The sequence below is a fragment of the Pseudooceanicola sp. NS-SX9 genome (assembly GCF_057380705.1).
Genome location: NZ_CM170818.1, coordinates 2,926,492 through 2,946,340 on the forward strand (window position 1 = coordinate 2,926,492; position 19,849 = coordinate 2,946,340).

Genomic DNA, 19,849 nt, shown 5'->3' on the forward strand with positions numbered 1-19,849 from the left:
CACGGGTCAGTTGAAATGAAGGGCTCGCCTGCCCTAGGCTTCGTGAAACCGAACGCACGAGGTGACCGAATGACGTTCCGCAGGCTGTCCGCCCATGTTTCCGCGCTGGCTCTGGCCGTGGCCCTGCCATGGCAGGCCATGGCCCAGGACAGCGGAAGCACCGGGTCCGTCAGCGCTTCGGCGCCGCTCAGCGCGCCCGGCGTCACCGGCCTTTATGTGGCCGGCGAGGTCGCCAAGGGCCGCAACGATTTCCTGAACGCCGCCGATTACTTCAACCGTGCCCTGCAGAAGGCCCCGAACGATCCGGTGATCCTGGGCCATCTGATTGACGCCGAGGTTGCCGGTGGCGATCTGGACCAGGCCATCGCGCCGGCCAAGCAGCTGCTGGCGGCGGGGCAGCAGAACGACCTGGCGCAGATCGTGCTGATGATGGATGGCGTCCGCCAGGGCCATTACACCGAGGTCCTCGACCGGATCGGCCAGACCCCCAGCCTGGGCCCGCTGGCCGCCGGCCTGCTGACCGCCTGGATGCAGATCGGTCAGGGCGACGTGAAGGCTGCGCTGGCGCAGTTCGATGCCCTGGGCCAGAAGCAGGGGCTGGAACGCTTCGCCGCCTATCACAAGGCGCTCGCGCTGTCCTACATGGGCGATTACAAGGCCGCCGAGGCGATCTATGCCGCCCAGGGCGATACCACCCAAGTGACCCGCCGCGGCGCCATCGCCCGGCTGGAAACCCTGTCGCAGCTGGGCCGCGATGAGGATGCGGTCAAGCTGCTGGATACGCTTTTCGGCACCGACCTCGATCCCCAGCTGACGCAGCTGCGCGCCGCGCTGGTGGCGGGCGACAAGGTGCCGTTCTCGCTGGTGACATCGGTCACGGACGGGGCGGCGGAATCCTTCTTCACCATCGCCGCGGCGTTGCAAAGCGAACTGCCGCCGCGGGTGACCCTGCTTTATGCCCGCATGGCCCAGGCGCTGCGCCCCGATCACGCCGAAGACCTTCTGCTGACCGGCAGCCTGCTGGAAAAGCTGGGCCAGCCGGGACAGGCCGTCGCCACCTACCTGCAGGTGCCGCGTGACGACCCCGACTTTTTCCGCGCCGAGACCGCCCGCGCCGGCGCCCTGCTGGCCGATGGCCGCGCCGACACCGCCCGCGAGGTCCTGGATCAGCTGGCCGTCGCCTATCCGGGCATTGCCTCGGTGCAGACCGCGCGCGCCAATTTCTACCGCCAGACCGGCAATTTCCTCGAGGCCCGGCGCAGCTTTGACAAGGCGCTCGGGCTTTATGCGGCGGCTGACGGGCGGCGCTGGTTCGCCCTCTATGCCCGCGGCATGACCGAGGACAAGCTGGGCGACTGGCACGCCGCGCAGGCCGATTTCGAAGCCGCGCTGAAGATCAGCCCCGACAATGCCAACCTGCTGAACTACTACGGCTACGCCCTGGTGGAAAAACACCAGGACCTGCCGCGCGCCTTGGCGATGATCCAGAAGGCCGAGCAGCTCAGCCCCGATGCGGGCTATATCATCGACAGCCTGGGCTGGGCCTATTACCGGATGGGCCGCTGCCAGGATGCCGTGGCGCCGATGGAACGCGCGGTCGAACTGATGCCGCGCTCGGCCGAGGTCAACGACCATCTGGGCGATGTCTACTGGTCCGTGGGCCGCAAGCTTGAGGCGCGCTTCCAGTGGCGCCGGGCCCTGGCCATGAACCCCGACGCCAACGAGGCCGACCGCATCCACCGCAAGCTGAACGCGGGCCTGGATGCCGTGCTTGCGGACGAGGCCCGCCCGGTGCATCAGGTCGCACAGGACTGACACCGACCGAAGGCCTGCACATGACGACGATCGAGGGCACCCCGCTGGGCGCGGGGCTGAGCATCCTGGCCCCTGCCAAGGTGAACCTGGCGCTGCACGTCACCGGGCGCCGCCCCGACGGCTACCACGAGCTCGACAGCCTGACCCTGTTTGCCGATGTGGGTGACCTGCTGACGGTCACCCCGGCCAAGGGATTCGCCCTGCAAATCACCGGCCCCAGGGGCGCCGGACTGCCCGCGGGCGACGACAACCTGTGCCTGCGCGCGGCCCGCGCCGCCGGTCTGCCCGTTTCCGTGCATCTGGACAAGCGACTTCCCGCCGAAGCCGGGCTGGGCGGCGGATCGGCTGATGCGGCCGCCGTGCTGCGTGCCGTGGCGCGCCTGACCGGCCGCCCGCTGATCGACGCGCCGGAACGTCTGGGCGCCGATGTTCCGGTCTGCTGCCTGTCGCGCGCGGCGCGGATGCAGGGCCTGGGCGAACGCATCACCCCGGTCGAGGGCCTGCCGCCCCTGCCGGCGGTGCTGATCAACCCTGGCGTGCCCGTCGCCACCCCCCCGGTCTTCAAGGCTTTGAGAGACCGCGAGAATCCGCCGATGGAACCGCTGCCGCAGGCTGTTGCCTCGGTCGCGGATCTGGCAGGATGGCTGTCACGGCAGCGCAATGACCTGCAGGAACCGGCGATCTCGATCGCGCCGGTGATCGCGCGGGTTCTGGACCATCTGGGCAGCGCCCCGGACTGCCTGCTGGCACGGATGTCGGGCTCGGGCGCGAGCTGTTTCGGGCTGTTCACGACGCCCCAGGCCGCCGAGCGGGCGGCCCGAAAGATTTCAGAAACCTTCCCGTCGTGGTGGGTGCAGGCCGCACGGTTGCAGTGATCCGCCGATTCCGGGGGGGGCGGCAAAATGCTTTTGCTTTGCACCACCGCCGTCATCGCGCATACCGGAAACCAGTTAGCAACCACGACGGACCCCCGGCCGATGCCCTATGCCCGTGCCACTGCCCTGATGCTTCTTGTCTCGCTGGCCGCCTGTGCCGGCAGCCCCGCGACAAATGCGCCGCACATGTCCTTCGTCGACGACAGCCCTCTCTATCCCAACGAGACCCCGCAGCTGCGTCAGATGATCGAGAAGGTCTCGGCGAAATACGATGTCCCGGTCGACCTGGTGCAAAAGGTGGTCAAGCGCGAGAGCGGTCATGTGCCGGATGCGCGCAACGGGCAGTATTACGGGCTGATGCAGATCTCGGCGCCGACGGCGCGTTCGATGGGATTTGAGGGCAAACCGCAGGACCTGCTGAGCCCGCGCACCAACCTGACCTATGCGGTGAAATACCTGCGCGGCGCCTGGCTGCTGGCCGGCGGCAGCTACGACCGCGCGGTCAAATGGTATTCTCAGGGCTACTACTACGAGGCCAAGCGCCGCGGCATGCTGAAAGAGACCGGCCTGCGCTGAGGCCCGGTCCGCCGGGCAACGGCGATCCGCGTCAGGCCAGCAGCGCCTCGGCCCGGGCCAGGTCCTCGGGCGTGTTGACGTTGAAGAAGGGCGCCCCCAGATCCGGCAGCGCCGCCAGCGCCAGCCCCCGGCTTTCGGCAAACAGGCGCACCTTGCGCAGCCCCCCCGCCAGGGCGTCCCGCAGATCCTCGCGCGCCGCCACCGGCCAGAGGCCGCAGGCCGGTTGCGCCAGCAGCCTGCCGTCTTCCCCCCGCACCGCCGCCAGCGCCCCCGGCGCCCCCGCCAGTTCCGCGGCAAGGCGCATCTGCGGCACCAGATCGCCCGGCAGCAAGGGCGTGTCGGCGGGCACTGTCACCACCTGCGCCGCCCCCTGCCCCGCCGCCCAGTCCATCGCCGCCAGCACGCCCGCCAACGGGCCGGGATGGTCGGGCAGGCTGTCGGGCAGCACCGGCAGGCCGAAGCCCGCAAAGCGCGCCGCATCGCCATTGGCATTCAGCGCCAGCACCTCCAGCTGCGGTGCCATCCGCGCGATGACATGCGCCAAGAGCGGCACCCCCGCCAGCGGCAGCAGGGCCTTGTCGCCGCCGCCCATGCGCCGCGACAGCCCGCCCGCCAGGATCACCCCCGGATAGCCCATCAGCCCTGTCCCTTGCGGCAGTGCAGAGAGGGCCGGCAGAAGCGGTTGTGCATCACGGCGAATTGTCTCCTTCCGAGGGACCGGGTAGCTGGCAATCCATGTCAGACTATGTGCAATCCCCGCCCCCCGCCAGCCCGCGCCGCGCCTTCGTGAAGGGCGTGCTGGACGGGCTGCCCTTCCTGCTGGTTGTCGGCCCCTTCGGGCTGTTGTTCGGCGTCGTGGCCTCGGAGGCGGGGCTGCAGGTCTACGAGGCGCTGACCTTTTCCGTCACCGTGATCGCGGGGGCGGCGCAGTTCACCGCCCTGCAGTTGCTGGAGCACCACACGCCCGCGCTGATCGCGCTGGCCTCGGCGCTGGCGGTGAACCTGCGGATGGCGATGTACTCGGCCTCGCTGACGCCCTATTTCACCGGCGCGCCGCTGTGGCAGCGCGCGATCGGGTCCTACCTGCTGATCGACCAGACCTATGCCTGCGCCATCGTCGCCTACGAGGATCACCCCGAATGGGACCTGCGGGCGCGCACGGCCTATTTCCTGGGGGTGGCGCTGCCGCTGATCCCGATGTGGTACATCCTGACGGTGGTGGGCGCGCTGCTGGGTAATTCCATCCCCGACAGCCTGTCGCTGGATTTTGCCCTGCCGATCACCTTCATCGCCATGGTGGCGCCGATGCTGAAGACGCTGCCGCATCTGGTGGCCTGCCTCAGCGCCATCGTGCTGGCGCTGCTGCTGGCGGGGCTGCCGTGGAACCTTGGCCTGCTGGTGGCGGCACTGGCGGGCATGATGGCGGGCGCTGCCGCCGAAAAGGCGCTGCTGCGCCGCCGGGAGGGCAAGGCATGATCGAACGTAGCGACCTTTGGATCGTGATGCTGGGGCTGGGCCTTGGCAGCTACGGGCTGCGGTTTGTCTTCCTGGGGCTGGTGGGCAACCGCCAGCTGCCGGAATGGCTGCTGCGGCACCTGCGCTATACCGCCGTTGCAGTGCTGCCGGCGCTGGTGGCCCCGCAGGTGCTGTGGCCTGCCGCCACGGGCGGCGCGTTCGACACCGCCCGCTTCAGCGCTGCCTGCACCGCCCTGCTGGCGGGCATCGTGCTGCGCAAACCCATCGCCGCCATCCTGGTCGGCCTGGCGACGCTTTACCTGATGCTGTGGATCACCGGCTGAACCCTCTCAGCCGGTATAGGGCACGACCTGCGATTTCAGCGCCGGATTGCCACCCGGGGGGGTAAAGTCCTCGTAGAGCAGCGTGCCCTTCACGCCGGTCACGGCCTGGAATTCCGCCGCCAGATGCGTCGGGAACCAGGTGCGGCCGATCCCTTCGAAGCCCGGCAGCTGCTGCAGCAACCCCGAGGTCGACCAGGCGCAGCGCGCATCCCAGACGCGGCCCTCGGCCAGGGCCAGCTGCAGCGCCTTGTCGGCGACGGCGGTGGGCACCTCGATGGTCTGGCGGCGCACATGGTAGACGTCGCGCGCATGCATCAGCTGGAACGCCCTGAGGAACGCCGGGGTCATGCCGATCAGCACGTCGCCTTCGCGGCGGATCTGCGGATGGTGGAAGCTGCCGGCGGGATCAAAGACCACCTGTTGGCTGCCGTTGATCACCAGCGCCGTATGCCCGCCCGATCCGGTGCGGTTGTTGATCACCGTGATCAGCGTCAGGCTGGACGGCCCCGTGGCGACATAGGACGGCAGCACGGGCTTGGCGCGTTCGGCGGCGGAATAGTGCAGCGTCGGAGCCTTCTGGACGCAGGCAGCAAGGCCGCACAGCAGCAGAAGGCCCGTCAGGACCGCAAGAAGACGTTTCATTCAGCAGGCCTCCGGTGCCCGACAGGTAGGCGATGCCGGGAAGCACCGCCGGAGACGCTCAGCTGTTGACCAGCGCGAGGACGACCAGAATGCAGACCGCCGCACCGGCGACCAGGGCGGCTGCGCGCACGAAGCCCTCGAAGGTCCTTTCGTGATCCTTGATGTTCATGGTGCCATGGGAATGGGCAGGCATGGGCCGAAACCTCCGGTAGATGGATCCTGCCCCAGAGATAGACCGCCCCTGCCCGCCTGTCACCTTTTTCGCGCCCCCTCAGGGCACCAGATCATCCGGGCCGAGCGCATAGAGATCCCCGGCGCCCGCCATGGCAGCGGCCAGCAGGCCGGCATGTTCGGGCAGCAGGCGGAAGGCATAGACCTTGGCCAGTGCCGTGCGGGGACCGGGGGCGCCCTCGGCCAGCGACGCCTTCAGGTGCAGATGCGCCCCCAGCACCCGGGCAAAGCCCTGAAGATAGGGCACGGCGCCGGCGTGGCGATCCTGCAGGTCGTCCTGTTCCAGCATCCATTCGGTGGCCTCGCGCAGGGTCTCGACCGCCTGCCAGAGGGCACCGGCCAGACGCGGGCGGGCGCTGCGGGCGGCCTCGGCGGCCTCCTGCATCTCGTCGATCAGCGCCAGCGCCGCTTCGCCGTCATCGGCCAGCTTGCGGCCCACAAGGTCCATCGCCTGGATGCCGTTGGTGCCCTCGTAGATCGCGGTGACGCGGACATCGCGGTAAAGCTGGGCGGCGCCGGTTTCCTCGATAAAGCCCATGCCGCCATGGACCTGCATCCCCTGCTCGGCCAGCCTCATGCCGGTGGCGGTGCCGAAGGCCTTGGCGATCGGCGTCAGCAGCGCGGCACGCGCCTGCGCCGCCGCATTGCCGCAGCGCGCCAGATCCAGCCCCACCGCGCAGGTCAGCGCGATGGCCCGGGCGGCGAACAGATCCGCCTTCATCTCGGCCAGCATCCGCCGCACATCGGCATGGTCCAGGATCGTGCCGGTGCCGCCCGCAGGGCCACGGCCCTGGATACGCTCGGCGGCGAAGGCGGCGGCCTTCTGATATGCCGCCTCGGCCACGCCGATGCCCTGCACGCCAACCCCCAGGCGGGCGTTGTTCATCATGGTGAACATCGCCGCCATGCCGCGATGCGCCTCGCCCACCAGCCAGCCGGTGGCGCCCTCATAGGCCATGACCGCCGTGGGCGACCCGTGCAGGCCCATCTTGTGTTCCAGGCTGACCACATGCAGCGCATTGGCCGCGCCCGGTTCGCCCTGCGCATCGGGCAGGTATTTCGGCACCAGGAACAGGCTGATCCCCTTCGTGCCCGGCGCCGCATCCGGCAGCCGCGCCAGCACCAGATGGCAGACATTGCCGCCGAAATCGTGATCCCCCCACGAGATGAAGATCTTCTGCCCGTAAATCCGGTAGCTGCCGTCGCCCCCAGGGTCCGCCCGGGTGCGCAGCGCCCCCACGTCGGACCCGGCCTGAGGTTCGGTCAGGTTCATCGTCCCGGTCCATTCCCCCGAGATCAGCCTGGGCAGGTAAAGCGCCTTCAGCGCGTCGCTGGCGTGATGTTCCAGCGCCTCGATCTGGCCCTGGCTCATCAGGGGGGCCAGTTCCAGCGCCAGGCAGGCGCCTGACAGCATGTCGTTCATCACCGTGGCCAGCGTCAGCGGCAGGCCCATGCCGCCCTGCGCCGGATCCGCCGCCAGCCCGATCCAGCCGCCTTCGGCCAGCGCCCGATAGGCGGCCTCATAGCCCTTCGGGGTGTAGACCACGCCGCCCTCCAGCCGCGCCGGGTCGATGTCGCCCGCCCGCTGCAGGGGGGCCCAGACAGTGTCGGTCAGGCGGGCCAGTTCGCCCAGGATGGCCTCGACCAGATCGGGGGTCGCCTCGGCGAAACGGGGGGTGGCGGCGACGGCCGCCATGTCGACCACGTGATCCAGCAGGTAACGGTATTCCTCCACGGGTGCGCGGAATGACATGGGCTCCTCCTCAGCCGTCTTTCATCGCCCCGGCCGCTGCTGTAAGGCAGGGCCAGTTCTGCAGGCAGGCTAGCCGTGCCCTGCCCGCCCGCACAGGAAAACGCGGCGTCACAGCGCAGGAGCCCGCCATGTCCCAGCCCCCCAAGCCCCAGACGAGCAAGGCCCAGACGACCGAGCTGCTGCCCGCCACCGACGCAGGCATCGCCCGGGCGGCCGCGCTGCTGCGCGAAGGCGCGCTGGTCGCGATGCCCACGGAAACGGTCTACGGGCTGGCGGGTGATGCGGCATCAGACCAGGCGGTGGCGGCGATCTATGCGGCCAAGGGGCGGCCCAGCTTCAACCCGCTGATCGCCCATGTGGCCGAGATGGAATATGCCGAGACCCTGGTCGATCTGCCGCCCGCCGCACGCGTGCTGGCCGGCGCCTTCTGGCCCGGTCCGATGACGCTGGTGCTGCCGATGAAGCCGGGCGCCCGGGTGTCGCCGCTGGTCACGGCGGGGCTGCCGACGCTGGCGGTGCGCCTGCCCGGCAACCCGATCGCGCGCAAGCTGCTGCGGGACTTCGGCGGCGCGCTGGCCGCGCCCTCGGCCAATCCCTCGGGGCGGATCAGCGCGACCGAGGCCCATCACGTGATGGCGGGCCTTGCGGGCCGCATCGCGGCTGTGCTGGATGATGGCCCCTGTGGCGTGGGGGTGGAATCGACCATCCTGGCGGTCGGCGCCGACAACAGCGTGCGGCTGCTGCGCCCCGGTGGCCTGACCGCCGAGGCCATCCTGGCCGCCACCGGCATCGAGGTACTGACCAACACCGCCACCGGCATCGAGGCGCCCGGGCAGATGACCTCTCACTATGCGCCGAAGGGGACGATGCGGCTGAACGCCGGGGCGCCCGAAGCCGGCGAGGTGCTGCTGGGCTTCGGTGCGGTGCAGACCGACTGGAACCTCTCGCCCACCGGTGATCTGACCGAGGCAGCGGCGAACCTGTTTCGGATGATGCATGCGCTGGATGCGGCGGATGTGGCGCACATCGCCGTCTCGCCCATCCCGGAAACCGGCATCGGCCTGGCGATCAACGACCGCCTGCGCCGCGCCGCGGCCCCCCGGGACTGACCGTTCGGCCGCCTTGCGCCCGGCAGGCCCTTGGCCCGCGGCGGCCATCCCTCAGGCGCGCCCGACGGCGGGTCGAACCGACAGCTTGCCTGAACCGGACAGGAAGACATCCCCATGCGGACCCGGCGGCAGGTAGGCCTATGCACGCCCGGCGGCGGGCATCCCTTCAGGCGCGCCCGGCGGCGGGGTCCTCTCAGGCGCGCCCGGCGGCGGGGTCCTCTCAGGCGCGCCCGGCGGCGGGGTCCTCTCAGGCGCGCCCGGCGGCGGGGTCCTCTCAGGCGCGCCCGGCGGCGGGGTCCTCTCAGGCGCGCCCGGCGGCGGGCGACAACAGCAGCGGGTCGATCCCCTGCGCGGTCATCGACATGCCCCACTTGCGGGCATTCTCGCGGTCAAAGATCAGCTCTTGCGAGACCTCGCCCACCAGCCAGCCATTCTCGGCCAGCTCTGATTCCAGCTGCCCGGGGCCCCAGCCGCAATAGCCCAGCATCATCATCGACTGCGCCGGGCCGCGCCCCTCGGCGATGTCCTCCAGGATGTCCAGCGTCGCCGTCATCGACAGCCCGTCCGAGATCGGCAGCGTCGAGACCGACCCCTTGTATTCCGACGAATGCAGCACGAAGCCGCGCTCGCGCTCGACCGGGCCGCCGGAATGCACGGCACGCGCGGCCATCTTGCGCGGCACCTCGATCGACAGCTGGTTGCACAGCGCGCCAATCGTCACCTCTCCGGCCTGGCGGTTGATCATCAGACCCATCGCACCGTCATCGCCATGGGCGCAGATCAGGATCACCGATTGCTCGAATCGGCTGTCCATGATGCCCGGCATGGCGATCAGGATCTGACCGGTAAGGTTAAGTCCGTCCTGCACGATATCCCTCCTTCGATCAGGGGCGGCGCCGGCGGCGTGGTCCGGGCCCATAGTGCAACGCCTTGGAACAAGGTGAGGTCTGCCGCCCCCTCTGACAAGGCGCCATGTGGCCCGCGTGACAATTTCGCCGAATGTGTCAGCCGGTTCGAGGCTTTGTGAATTGGCTTTTAAGCCTTTCGCCTGCATCTCTTTCGCGATGAAAAAGCTGCTTGCTCGCCTCTTTCTTGCCTGTCTTTGCGCTGCCGGGGCTGCCCAGGCGGCGACGGCCAATCCCTATGCGGAAATGCTGGTCGCCCAGATCCTGCCCGGCTGGCGACAGGACAACGGCGAACATATCGCCGGGCTGGAACTGACGCTGGCGCATGGCTGGAAGACCTACTGGCGCAGCCCCGGCAGCGCCGGCATCCCGCCGCGGTTCGACTGGACCGGCTCTGACAACGTCAAAAGCCTGCAGATCGTCTGGCCCAAGCCCGTGGTCTTCGACTGGGACGGGCTGCGCTCGATCGGGTACAAGGATCACGTCGTCCTGCCGCTGGAGGTCGTGCCGGTGGATCCCGGCCGCCCCGTCCGCCTGCAGGGCGAGATCAACCTTGGCATCTGCGAGGCCGTCTGCGTGCCGATGGACGTGCATGTCACCGCCACCCTGCCCGCCGAGGCCGGCCACCGCGACCCGCCGATTGCCGCCGCCCTTGCGGGCCGCCCCTATTCCGCCCGCGAGGCCAAGCTGACCAGCGTCATCTGCACGCTGACGCCCGCCTCCGACAACGGCAAGCCCGCGGGCGCGCTGCTGACGGCACGGCTGACCATGCCCTCGGCCGGGGGATCCGAGGTCGCCGTGTTCGAGCCGAACCTGCCCGATGTCGCGGTCTCGGACGCCACCACGAAACGCGAGGGCGACGTGCTGGTGGCCAGCGCCCGGCTGCAGGCGGGCGATGCGGGCGGCGCGGTGCTGGACCGCTCGCGGCTGCGCATCACCGTGCTGGGATCGCAATACGCGGTCGACGTGGAAGGCTGCGCGGCGCCCTGACCCCTTGGGCAGGGATCAGGCTGTTGCCGGGCCGAAGGGCCGATCCCATGGCCCGGCCCCTGACCGCCCCCACTGTTGCTTCCCGAACCTGTCTTTGGCGCTGCCCTCTGCCCGACCCGGCGTTTCCCGGCCGGTGTTCTTGCAGCTACGGCGTTTTTCCCGGCCCGGTCCGGGCCCGACCCTGTGCCTTTCACAGCCCCTTTTCAGGTCCCGAGAAGGGCCCCGACCGGTCCGCGTGGCAGGCCCTCTGCGCCGGTCACTTGCGGCGCAGATGCTCGTCCAGGCGCGGCAGGATCTCGACGAAATTGCAGGGCGCGTGGCGATAGTCCAGCTGCTTGACCAGGATCTCGTCCCAGGCATCCTTGCAGGCCCCGGTGCTGCCCGGCAGGGCGAACAGGTAGGTGCCCCCCGCGACGCCCCCCGTGGCGCGGCTTTGCACCGCCGAGGTGCCGATCTTCTGCATCGAGACGATCGTGAAGACCGTGGCGAAGGCCTCGATTTCCTTTTCATAGACATCGCGATGCGCCTCGACGGTCACGTCGCGGCCGGTCAGCCCGGTGCCGCCGGTGGAAATCACCACGTCGATCTGCGGATCGGCGATCCAGACGCGCAGCTGATCGGCGATCCGGGCGCGTTCGTCGGGCAGGATGGCGCGGGCCGCCAGCTGGTGCCCGGCGCCCTCGATCCGCGCGACCAGCGTGTCGCCTGAACGGTCATCGGCCAGCGTCCTTGTGTCGGAAACCGTCAGCACCGCGATGCGGACGGGAAGAAAGGCACGTTCGGCCATCGGGATTGCCATGGGGTCAGCTCCGTTCCAGGAAGAGAAGGCGCAGGGCAAGCCCCGCAAAGATCGCAGCCGAGAGCCGCCGCAGCCAGACCCCGCCCTGACGGCGCGCCTGCAGCACACCCGCGACGGATCCGGCCAGCCCGTTCACCACCAGCCCGCCCAGCGACAAGACCGCGCCAAAGCACAGGAACTGCGCCAGCAGCGGCCGGGCGGGATCGACGAATTGCGGCACGAAGGCCAGGATGAACAGGATCACCTTGGGATTGGTCAGGTTCACCAGCAGCCCGTCGCGGAACGGCCGCGCGGCGCCGGGGGCCGCCCCCGCGCCTTGCGCCCGCAGGATCTGCACCGCCATCCACAGCAGGTAGCCCGCGCCCAGCCAGCGGATCAGCGTCAGCGCCTGTGGATGGGCCGCGACCAGCGCCCCCAGCCCCAGACCCGCCACGACGGCATGGATCATCCCGCCAAGGGCCACCCCGGCGCTGGCCCGCCAGCCCGCCGCCCGGCCCGCCCGCAGCCCCTGACCGATGCAGAACATCATGTCCGCCCCGGGCGTCAGGTTCAGCGCCAGCGCCGCCGGCACGAAGGTCAGCAGCACGGCCAGATCGACCGGCATCAGTCCTGGCCCAGCAGGCGGGCGCGGATCTGCAGCAGATCGGCCCAGGCCTCGCGCTTGGCATGGGGCTGGCGCAGCAGGTAGGCGGGGTGGGTCATCGGCAGGGCGGGCAGACCGAAGGCCTGCGCCCAGTGGCCGCGCAGCTTCAGGATGCCGCGCTTGTTCAGCGCCGCCTGACACGAGATGTTGCCCATCAGGATCAGCAGCTCGGGGCGCGCAAGCGCCACGTGACGCTGCACGAAGGGCAGCATCATGGCGATTTCCTCGGGCTTGGGATCGCGGTTCTGCGGCGGCCGCCAGGGCATCACATTGGTGATGTAGAAGGCGGTTTCGGGCGTCTGGGCGGTGCGCGACAGGCCGATGGCCTCGAACATGCGGTCCAGCAGCTGACCGGCGCGGCCGACGAAGGGACGGCCCTGCAGATCCTCGTCCCGCCCCGGAGCCTCGCCCAGGATCATCACCCGCGCGCCCGGCAGCCCGTCGCTGAAGACGGTGTTGCGGGCACCGTGGCGCAGTTCGCAATGCTCGTAGGCGGCGACGGCGGCGTTCAGCTCTTGCAGGGTGGTGGCGGCCTGGGCGGCAGCCTGGGCCACCTCGACCGCGTCCAGCTCGTGGCGGACGACGGGGGGGGCCTGCATCACCGGCGCGCGGGGTTTCGCGGCCGCCTCGGCCACGACGAAACGGTCCACCGGGGTGTCCCCGATGCACTCGTCCACGCCCATTTCCAGCTGCCATTCCAGCAGCGCCCGGGCCAGATGCCAGTCTTCAGCCGATTCCATGCCGCCACCCTATCGCCGGGCGCGGCCAAGCGCACGCCTCACCTTGCCGCCCGCCCCCGCCGCGGCCTATAAGCGCCCCGTATCCACGAACCGGGGAGTCCACCATGACCTTTCGCCAGACCCACCTGCTGGGGATCGAACAGCTTGCCCCGGACGAGATCGTCACCGTGCTGGACCTCGCGGACGACTACGTCGCGCTGAACCGCTCGCACGACAAGCACGGCGATGCGCTGAAGGGCCTGACCCAGGTCAACATGTTCTTCGAGAACTCGACCCGCACCCAGTCCAGCTTTGAGCTGGCCGGGCGGCGGCTGGGTGCCGACGTGATGAACATGTCGATGCAGGCCTCCTCGATCAAGAAGGGCGAGACGCTGATCGACACGGCGATGACGATCAACGCCATGCATCCCGACCTGCTGGTGGTGCGCCATCCGCATTCCGGTGCCGTCGAGATGCTGTCCCAGAAGGTCAATTGCGCCGTGCTGAACGCCGGTGACGGCAAGCATGAACATCCGACCCAGGCGCTGCTGGATGCGCTGACCATCCGGCGGGCCAAGGGCCGCCTCCACCGCCTCAACATCGCCATCTGCGGCGATATCGCCCATAGCCGTGTGGCGCGTTCGAACCTGCTGCTGCTGCACAAGATGGAAAACCGCATCCGCCTGGTCGGCCCCACCACGCTGGTTCCCGGCGCCTTCGCGGAACTGGGCTGCGAGGTCTATGACGACATGCGCGAGGGCCTGAAGGATGTCGACGTGGTGATGATGCTGCGGCTGCAGAAGGAACGGATGGACGGCGGCTTCATCCCCTCCGAGCGCGAGTATTACCACCGTTACGGCCTGGATGCGGAAAAGCTGTCCCATGCCAAGGACGATGCCATCGTGATGCACCCCGGCCCGATGAACCGCGGCGTCGAGATCGACGGCACCATTGCCGACGACATCAACCGTTCGGTCATCCAGGACCAGGTGGAAATGGGTGTCGCCGTGCGCATGGCCGCGATGGACCTGCTGGCCCGCAACCTGAAGCGGCGCCGCACTGCGGCGTAATCGCTGCCGCGGCGAAATATCTTCGGAACGAAACCTTGCTGGGTTACGTTCCGTTATATGGAAAATGCGACTCGCCCCACTGATTCCGATCTTCCCGGCCTGACGCTGACCCCGGCGGACAGGGATGCGGTCTTTGTGCTGGCCGCCGATCCCGGGATGCCCTTCCTGACCGCCCGCATCCGCGCCGCCGAAGCCAAGGGCGAGGCCGCGCGGCTGATCTCGGGCCTGCTGGGGCTGGGCGAGGAAGAGACCCTTGACCGGATCGAACTGATCGACCCTGCCGACCTGACCGGCATCGGCCTGAGCGGCTATCTGCTGGAAGGGCTGGGCATGGCCGAGGAAGACGTTTTTCCTGATCGGGATACCCTTGATGCGCTGACCGGCCCGGTGCTACTGATCCATGGCCGCCTGGTGGATCGCAGCCCCCGCGCCCTGACCCTGCCGCGCGGCCTGATGCGGATTGGCCGTTACGAGCCCCCCCGCCTGCCCATCGGCCTGTCACCGCTGCCCAGCCCCGGCGCGCGGGGCACGATGCCGCTGCTGGGATCGCCGCTGATCACCGATCCGTCACGCTCGAAGCTGTGGTTGCCGCTGTCGATCCTGGCGGGGCTGCTGGTGGCGGCGCTGCTGGGGCTGGGGGTGATCCTCGCCATCCGGTGAAACCGCGCAATTCGCGCCTACACCCTGCCCGGCACATGGCGTATAGCTGCCCCGAACGAGAGACTGCCGGGGACCCGCCGATGACCAGCACGCTTCTGACCAACCTTCGCCTGATCGATCCCGAAGCCGGGACCGAGGCGGCGGGCGACCTGCTGATCGGGCCCGACGGGCGCATCGCCGCCTTGGGCGATCTGTCCGGCACCACCGCCGAGACGGTGATCGACGGCTGCGGCCTGTGCCTGGCGCCGGGCATCGTCGACATCGGCGTCAAGGTCTGCGAACCGGGCGAACGCCACAAGGAAAGTTTCGGCACCGCGGGCGCTTCGGCTGCGGCAGGCGGCGTCACGACCATCGTCACGCGCCCCGACACCCACCCTTCGATCGACAATCCCGAGACGCTGGAATTCGTCTCGCGCCGCGCCCGAGAGGACTGCGCCGTCAACGTGCTGCACATGGCCGCGCTGACCAAGGGCCGCGATGGCCGCGAGATGACCGAGATCGGCTTCCTGCTGGATGCGGGCGCCGTGGCCTTCACCGATTGCGACCGGGTGATCACCGACACCAAGGTGCTGACCCGCGCGCTGACCTATGCGAAATCCAGCGGCGCGCTGGTGCTGGGCCATATCCAGGAACCCAGCCTGTCGAAGGGCGCCTGCGCCACCTCGGGCAAATTCGCCACGCTGCGCGGCCTGCCGGCCGTATCCCCCATGGCCGAGCGCATGGGGATCGACCGCGACATTTCCCTGATCGAGATGACCGGGGTAAAGTACCACTTTGACCAGGTGACCACCGCCCGGGCCCTGCCGGCGCTGGAACGCGCCAAGCAAAACGGGCTGGACGTGACCGCGGGCGTGTCGATCCACCACCTGACGCTGAACGAATATGACGTCGCGGACTATCGCACCTTCTTCAAGGTCAAGCCGCCGCTGCGCGCCGAAGAGGACCGCCAGGCCGTGGTCGAGGCCGTGGCCTCGGGGCTGATCGACATCATCAGTTCCATGCACACGCCGCAGGACGAGGAATCCAAGCGCCTGCCCTTCGAAGAGGCAGCATCGGGTGCGGTGGCGCTGGAAACCCTGCTGCCCGCCGCGATGCGGCTGGTCCATGCCGGAGACCTCAGCCTGCCGGTGCTGTTCCGCGCCCTGTCGCTGAACCCCGCGAAACGGCTGGGGCTGGACTGCGGGCGGCTGGCCGTCGGCGCGCCGGCCGATCTGGTGCTGTTCGACCCGGATGCGCCCTTCGTGCTGGACCGCTTCAAGATGCGGTCGAAATCCAAGAACACGCCCTTTGACAGCGCCCGGATGCAGGGCCGCGTCAAGGCCACCTTCGTCGGCGGCCGCCAGGTCTTTGGGGGGCTGTCGTGATCCCGGCGCTGACCTCGGCCCCGGGCGTTCTGATCGCCACGGCGATCCTGGGCTATTTGCTGGGCTCGATCCCCTTCGGCATCGTCATCACCCGCGCCTTCGGGCTGGGGGATCTGCGCCAGATCGGGTCGGGCAACATCGGCGCGACCAACGTGCTGCGCACCGGCAACAAGCTGGCAGCCTTCCTGACGCTGATCCTCGACAGCGGCAAGGGCGCCATCGCGGTGCTGGTCGCCATGGCGCTGGCCGGTCAGGATGCGGTGCAGGTGGCGGGCTTTGCCGCCTTCCTGGGCCACTGCTTTCCGGTCTGGCTGCGCTTCAAGGGCGGCAAGGGCGTCGCGACCTATCTGGGCACGCTGCTGGCGCTGTTCTTCCCCGGTGGGCTGGCGGCCTGCGCGACCTGGCTGGTGATGGCGCTGATCTTCCGCATCTCTTCGCTGGCGGCGCTGGTTGCGGCGGCCGTTCTGCCGCTGTGGCTGTGGGCCCTGGGCCAGCCGCAGATGACCCTGCTGGCGATCGCGCTGGCGGTGCTGATCTTCATCCGCCACAAGGCCAACATCGCCCGCCTGCTGAAGGGCGAAGAGCCGAAAATCGGCAAGAAGGGCTGACGCCCGAAAGGACCCACCATGACCTTTTCCGAAGCGATCCGCACCTGCTGGAGCAAATACGCCACCTTCTCGGGGCGGGCGAGGCGCGCGGAGTTCTGGTGGTGGACGCTGATGGTGCTGATCCTCGACATCGTGCTGTCGCTGTTCGAGGGCATCGTGCTGGGCGGCACCACCCATGGCGTGATCGCCGGGATCGTTGGGCTGGTGCTGCTGCTGCCGGGGCTTTCCGTCGCCGCCCGCCGCCTGCATGACCGCAACATGCGTGCCTGGTGGCTGCTGGCCTATCTGTTCCCGGTAGTGGGCTTTGTCTTCCTGCAGATCATGTACATGCTGCGCGGCACCGAGGGGCCGAACCGCTTCGGCCCCGACCCCCTGCCCCCCGAAGCCCATCTGGAATGACGAAAGGGGCCCTGCGGGGCCCCTTTTCACATCTGCCTCCGGGCTGGTGCGCCAGGTCAGGTCTCAGTAGGCGTATTCGCCAAAGATCTTCGACAGATCGCCACCCCAGGCGCCGTGGTATTTCTCCAGCAGCTCGTCCGAGAGGACCTTGCCGGTGTCGACGCTTTCCTTCAGCGCGTTCAGGAAATGGGTCTCGTCGGGGATCAGGCCACCGGCGCCGGGACGGGCGCGGCGCTTCAGCCCCTCGTCCGCGATCGCCAGGACCTCGCGCGCCAGATCATGCATATCGATGCCCTCGACCTTGGCCTGCAGGCCATCGGTGCCGGCGGCGACGCGCAGCGCCTCGCGCTGCTGGGCCGACCAGCCCTTGGCCAGGTCCCAGGCGGCATCCAGCGACGTGCCGTCATACATCAGCCCCACCCAGAACGCCGGCAGCGCGCACAGCCGCCGCCACGGGCCGCCATCGGCGCCGCGCATCTCGATGAACTTCTTCAGCCGCGCCTCGGGGAAGATCGTGGTCAGGTGGTCCGCCCAGTCCGAAAGCGTCGGCTTTTCGCCCGGCAGCGCCGGCAGCTGACCCTTCAGGAAATCACGGAACGACTGGCCGAGCGCATTGATGTACTTGCCGTCGCGATAGACGAAATACATCGGCACATCGAGCGCATAGTCCACGTAGCTTTCGAACCCGAAGGCATCGTCGAAGACGAAGGGCAGCATCCCGGTGCGCGCGTCGTCAAGGCTGCGCCAGACCGCCGAACGATAGCTTTTCATGCCGTTGGGCTTGCCCTCGAAGAAGGGCGAGCTGGCGAAAAGCGCGGTGGCGACGGGTTGCAGCGCCAGCGCCACGCGCAGCTTTTTCACCATGTCGAATTCGGACCCGAAATCGAGGTTCACCTGCACCGTGCAGGTGCGGCGCATCATGGTGGTGCCGGTGGTGCCGACCTGGCCCATATAGGCATCCATCAGCTTGTAGCGGCCCTTGGGCATCAGCGGCATTTCGTCGTGCTGCCAGGTGGGCGCCGCGCCCAGACCGATGAAGCCCACGCCGATCTTGTCGGCAATGCCCTTCACCTCGCGCAGGTGTTCGTTCACCTCGTCGCAGGTCTGGTGGATGGTTTCCAGCGGTGCGCCCGACAGTTCCAGCGCGCCGCCCGGTTCCAGCGACACGTTGGCGCCGTCCTTGGTCAGGCCGATCAGCTTGCCGGCCTCTTCCACGGGGGCCCAGCCATGGGCGTCGCGCAGCCCTTCCAGCACCGCCAGGATCGAGCGCGTCCCCTCGTAGGGCAGCGGCTCCAGCGTGTCGGTCAGAAAGCCGAATTTCTCGTGCTCGGTGCCGATGCGCCAGTCTTCGGGCGGCTTGCAGCCGGCCTCGAGGTATTCGGCCATCTGCTCGTGATGCTCGATCGGCCCGCCGCCGGATTGGGGAATGGACATCTAGGGGGCCTCCGCCTTGGGTCTCGTGCCGTGCTCGGTGCTTCGGGGCACAAGTCCTGAGATGAAAACGGCCGGGTGTCAATGCAGCCGCAGCGAGGATCTCTGCCACAGCAGGACCGGTGCATCGCGATTGCCCGCCACCGTTTGCCGGACCTCCTCGATCAAGCGCGCGGTGCGCAGACCCGGGAGTGCGGCGAAGACATCGAAAAGCGCCTCGGCGCCTGCCGCATCCAGGGGGATGCACAGGTCGGGCTGGCCAAATTGCGACAGCCGCCAGCAGGGCGGCGTGGCGGCCGCATCCAGCATCAGCCGGTGCAGTTCGCTCAGCGCCACCGCCCCCCCGGTGAAGGGGCCGAAATAGGCGATCTGGCCCTCGGTCACGCGCACCACCCCCGGGCCGCCCGCGCCTGCGGCAAAGCGGGCGCGCTGGATCCCGGTCCAGCCCAGGGCCGCGCCGCCCGCCATCACCGCCCAGCCGCACCAGTGCAGCAGCCCGTAGAATTGCAGCACCATCCACAGCCCCAGCCCCAGCACCAGCAGGCCCGCCAGGGCCTCGGACCAGCGTTTCAGACCGGCGGCGGCGGCGGGACGGATCATGCGGGGACCTCTCCGAGGATCAGCGGGTCGGTGGGGATGGCGATGCGGTAGCGGCCGACCTGCACGAACCCAAGGGCCTCGTAGGCGCGAGCGGCGGCGGCATTGTTGGCAAACAGGATCGCGGTGCGGGCGCCGCGGTCATGGGCCTCGGCCAGCACGGCCCGGGCGACGCGGCGGCCAAGACCCGCATTGCGCGCCCCCTGCGGCACGTAGACCCCGCCCAGCTGCACCATGTCGGCCAGCTGCGCATTCAGCGCCGCCATGGCGACGGGGCGGTCGCCCTCCAGCATAAGCCGCACGGGGCTGGCGCCCGAGACCGCGGCCTCGGCCCGCAGGAAGGCCTGGAACCGCGCCTGTTCGGCATCGGCAGGCGCCAGTTTCGTGTCGCGTTCATAGGCGCCGAACCAGCCCGCCAGCAGCGTCAGATCCGAAGGCCGCGGCGTGCGCATCCGTTCGTGCCCCTCGGGCAGATCCGCCAGATCCAGCCGGTAGAGCGGTTCGACCGCGTTGACGCGCAGCTTGTACCACAGGCCAAGCGCCTTCAGCAGCAGCTCGGCCTGGCGGGCCTCGCCGGTCAGGGATTTCATGCGCTGGCCGCGCAGGGCACGGGCGGCGGCCGGGAAGGCCTGCGGGTCGACCCCCGGCAGTTGCAGCATCAGATTGCCCGAGCGCGTGGCGCCCACAACGCCCTGCAGCTGCCCGCCCGGTTCCCACAGCCAGAAGGCGGTGGAATGGGGATGATCCGTCAGCCCCACACCCTGCGATGCCAGATTGCCGCGCAGGAACATCGAGGTCTCGGGGTGACGGGCCAGGAAGGCCTCGATCCGGTCCGCATCCTCCGGCGCGGCGGCGCGGATCATC

23 protein-coding genes are annotated in these 19,849 nt (G+C 69.2%); 12 read left to right on the forward strand and 11 right to left on the reverse strand.

All coding sequences use genetic code 11. The features are described 5' to 3' along the window. Window positions 1-69: 69 nt before the first annotated feature. The 3 genes from AC2ITM_RS13855 to AC2ITM_RS13865 all read left to right on the forward strand — a co-directional run bounded on the left by AC2ITM_RS13855 (window position 70) and on the right by AC2ITM_RS13865 (window position 3,266). Window positions 70-1,815 (forward strand): tetratricopeptide repeat protein, encoded by a 1,746-nt coding sequence (locus tag AC2ITM_RS13855; RefSeq protein ID WP_486467217.1) that lies wholly within the window; start codon window positions 70-72, stop codon window positions 1,813-1,815. 20 nt (window positions 1,816-1,835) lie between these two features. Further along, window positions 1,836-2,690 (forward strand): 4-(cytidine 5'-diphospho)-2-C-methyl-D-erythritol kinase, encoded by an 855-nt coding sequence (locus AC2ITM_RS13860; protein ID WP_486467218.1) that lies wholly within the window; start codon window positions 1,836-1,838, stop codon window positions 2,688-2,690. Window positions 2,691-2,792: 102 nt separating this feature from the next. Further along, the gene (locus tag AC2ITM_RS13865; RefSeq protein WP_486469439.1) at window positions 2,793-3,266 is read left to right on the forward strand and encodes a transglycosylase SLT domain-containing protein; all 474 of its coding nucleotides are present in this window, start codon (window positions 2,793-2,795) and stop codon (window positions 3,264-3,266) included. A 31-nt stretch (window positions 3,267-3,297) separates the two neighbouring features. Here AC2ITM_RS13865 and mobA read toward each other — a convergent pair whose 3' ends face one another. Then, the gene (gene mobA / locus AC2ITM_RS13870; protein WP_486467219.1) at window positions 3,298-3,903 is read right to left on the reverse strand and encodes a molybdenum cofactor guanylyltransferase MobA; all 606 of its coding nucleotides are present in this window, start codon (window positions 3,901-3,903) and stop codon (window positions 3,298-3,300) included. A gap of 98 nt (window positions 3,904-4,001) precedes the next feature. Here mobA and AC2ITM_RS13875 point away from each other — a divergent pair, with 98 nt between their 5' ends. Together AC2ITM_RS13875 and AC2ITM_RS13880 are read left to right on the forward strand one after the other, a co-directional pair. After that, window positions 4,002-4,742: an AzlC family ABC transporter permease gene (locus tag AC2ITM_RS13875; RefSeq protein ID WP_486467220.1), complete on the forward strand. Its 741-nt coding sequence runs from the start codon at window positions 4,002-4,004 to the stop codon at window positions 4,740-4,742. Beyond that, window positions 4,739-5,065 (forward strand): AzlD domain-containing protein, encoded by a 327-nt coding sequence (locus tag AC2ITM_RS13880; protein WP_486467221.1) that lies wholly within the window; start codon window positions 4,739-4,741, stop codon window positions 5,063-5,065. Before AC2ITM_RS13875 ends, AC2ITM_RS13880 begins: the two co-directional genes overlap by 4 nt. Window positions 5,066-5,071: 6 nt before the next feature. Here AC2ITM_RS13880 and AC2ITM_RS13885 read toward each other — a convergent pair whose 3' ends face one another. The 3 genes from AC2ITM_RS13885 to AC2ITM_RS13895 all read right to left on the reverse strand — a co-directional run bounded on the left by AC2ITM_RS13885 (window position 5,072) and on the right by AC2ITM_RS13895 (window position 7,691). Beyond that, entirely contained in the window at window positions 5,072-5,707 is a 636-nt protein-coding gene (locus AC2ITM_RS13885; RefSeq protein ID WP_486467222.1) for a hypothetical protein, read from the reverse strand. 58 nt (window positions 5,708-5,765) lie between these two features. Continuing rightward, window positions 5,766-5,900 (reverse strand): aa3-type cytochrome c oxidase subunit IV, encoded by a 135-nt coding sequence (locus AC2ITM_RS13890; RefSeq protein ID WP_486467223.1) that lies wholly within the window; start codon window positions 5,898-5,900, stop codon window positions 5,766-5,768. Between the two features lie 78 nt (window positions 5,901-5,978). Beyond that, window positions 5,979-7,691: an acyl-CoA dehydrogenase family protein gene (locus tag AC2ITM_RS13895; RefSeq protein ID WP_486467224.1), complete on the reverse strand. Its 1,713-nt coding sequence runs from the start codon at window positions 7,689-7,691 to the stop codon at window positions 5,979-5,981. A 128-nt stretch (window positions 7,692-7,819) separates the two neighbouring features. Between AC2ITM_RS13895 and AC2ITM_RS13900 the strand changes: the two genes are divergently transcribed. Continuing rightward, window positions 7,820-8,800 (forward strand): L-threonylcarbamoyladenylate synthase, encoded by a 981-nt coding sequence (locus AC2ITM_RS13900; protein ID WP_486467225.1) that lies wholly within the window; start codon window positions 7,820-7,822, stop codon window positions 8,798-8,800. 301 nt (window positions 8,801-9,101) lie between these two features. Here AC2ITM_RS13900 and AC2ITM_RS13905 read toward each other — a convergent pair whose 3' ends face one another. Beyond that, on the reverse strand, window positions 9,102-9,668 hold the full coding sequence (locus tag AC2ITM_RS13905) for a YqgE/AlgH family protein (RefSeq protein WP_486467226.1): 567 nt from the start codon (window positions 9,666-9,668) through the stop codon (window positions 9,102-9,104). 196 nt (window positions 9,669-9,864) lie between these two features. Between AC2ITM_RS13905 and AC2ITM_RS13910 the strand changes: the two genes are divergently transcribed. Next, entirely contained in the window at window positions 9,865-10,695 is an 831-nt protein-coding gene (locus AC2ITM_RS13910) for a protein-disulfide reductase DsbD domain-containing protein (protein WP_486467227.1), read from the forward strand. Between the two features lie 256 nt (window positions 10,696-10,951). Here the strand turns inward: AC2ITM_RS13910 and moaB are convergent, their stop codons facing one another. Genes moaB through AC2ITM_RS13925 form a run of 3 tightly spaced genes read right to left on the reverse strand, consistent with a single transcriptional unit; the run spans window position 10,952 to window position 12,877 of the window. After that, window positions 10,952-11,494: a molybdenum cofactor biosynthesis protein B gene (gene moaB, locus AC2ITM_RS13915; protein WP_486467228.1), complete on the reverse strand. Its 543-nt coding sequence runs from the start codon at window positions 11,492-11,494 to the stop codon at window positions 10,952-10,954. A 4-nt stretch (window positions 11,495-11,498) separates the two neighbouring features. Then, window positions 11,499-12,098, reverse strand: a complete 600-nt coding sequence (locus tag AC2ITM_RS13920; RefSeq protein WP_486467229.1) for a LysE family translocator — start codon at window positions 12,096-12,098, stop codon at window positions 11,499-11,501. Further along, window positions 12,098-12,877 carry a uracil-DNA glycosylase gene (locus AC2ITM_RS13925; RefSeq protein WP_486467230.1) on the reverse strand — a complete coding sequence of 260 codons (780 nt, stop codon included), beginning with the start codon at window positions 12,875-12,877 and terminating at the stop codon, window positions 12,098-12,100. The genes AC2ITM_RS13920 and AC2ITM_RS13925 overlap by 1 nt, the downstream gene beginning before the upstream one ends. A 104-nt stretch (window positions 12,878-12,981) precedes the next feature. Here AC2ITM_RS13925 and AC2ITM_RS13930 point away from each other — a divergent pair, with 104 nt between their 5' ends. The 5 genes from AC2ITM_RS13930 to AC2ITM_RS13950 all read left to right on the forward strand — a co-directional run bounded on the left by AC2ITM_RS13930 (window position 12,982) and on the right by AC2ITM_RS13950 (window position 16,957). After that, window positions 12,982-13,926, forward strand: coding sequence for an aspartate carbamoyltransferase catalytic subunit (locus tag AC2ITM_RS13930; RefSeq protein WP_486467231.1), 945 nt, complete (start codon window positions 12,982-12,984; stop codon window positions 13,924-13,926). Between the two features lie 57 nt (window positions 13,927-13,983). After that, on the forward strand, window positions 13,984-14,586 hold the full coding sequence (locus AC2ITM_RS13935; protein WP_486467232.1) for a hypothetical protein: 603 nt from the start codon (window positions 13,984-13,986) through the stop codon (window positions 14,584-14,586). Between the two features lie 80 nt (window positions 14,587-14,666). Next, the gene (pyrC, locus tag AC2ITM_RS13940) at window positions 14,667-15,950 is read left to right on the forward strand and encodes a dihydroorotase (protein ID WP_486467233.1); all 1,284 of its coding nucleotides are present in this window, start codon (window positions 14,667-14,669) and stop codon (window positions 15,948-15,950) included. After that, entirely contained in the window at window positions 15,950-16,558 is a 609-nt protein-coding gene (gene plsY, locus AC2ITM_RS13945) for a glycerol-3-phosphate 1-O-acyltransferase PlsY (RefSeq protein ID WP_486469440.1), read from the forward strand. Before pyrC ends, plsY begins: the two co-directional genes overlap by 1 nt. Before the next feature lie 18 nt (window positions 16,559-16,576). Next, window positions 16,577-16,957 (forward strand): DUF805 domain-containing protein, encoded by a 381-nt coding sequence (locus AC2ITM_RS13950; protein WP_486467234.1) that lies wholly within the window; start codon window positions 16,577-16,579, stop codon window positions 16,955-16,957. 63 nt (window positions 16,958-17,020) lie between these two features. Here the strand turns inward: AC2ITM_RS13950 and AC2ITM_RS13955 are convergent, their stop codons facing one another. The 3 genes from AC2ITM_RS13955 to AC2ITM_RS13965 all read right to left on the reverse strand — a co-directional run bounded on the left by AC2ITM_RS13955 (window position 17,021) and on the right by AC2ITM_RS13965 (window position 19,848). After that, entirely contained in the window at window positions 17,021-18,391 is a 1,371-nt protein-coding gene (locus AC2ITM_RS13955) for a glutamate--cysteine ligase (protein ID WP_486467235.1), read from the reverse strand. A gap of 78 nt (window positions 18,392-18,469) precedes the next feature. Next, complete coding sequence (locus tag AC2ITM_RS13960; protein WP_486467236.1) at window positions 18,470-18,988, reverse strand: hypothetical protein; 519 nt, start codon at window positions 18,986-18,988, stop codon at window positions 18,470-18,472. Then, the gene (locus AC2ITM_RS13965) at window positions 18,985-19,848 is read right to left on the reverse strand and encodes a GNAT family N-acetyltransferase (RefSeq protein WP_486467237.1); all 864 of its coding nucleotides are present in this window, start codon (window positions 19,846-19,848) and stop codon (window positions 18,985-18,987) included. The genes AC2ITM_RS13960 and AC2ITM_RS13965 overlap by 4 nt, the downstream gene beginning before the upstream one ends. Window position 19,849: the final 1 nt, after the last annotated feature.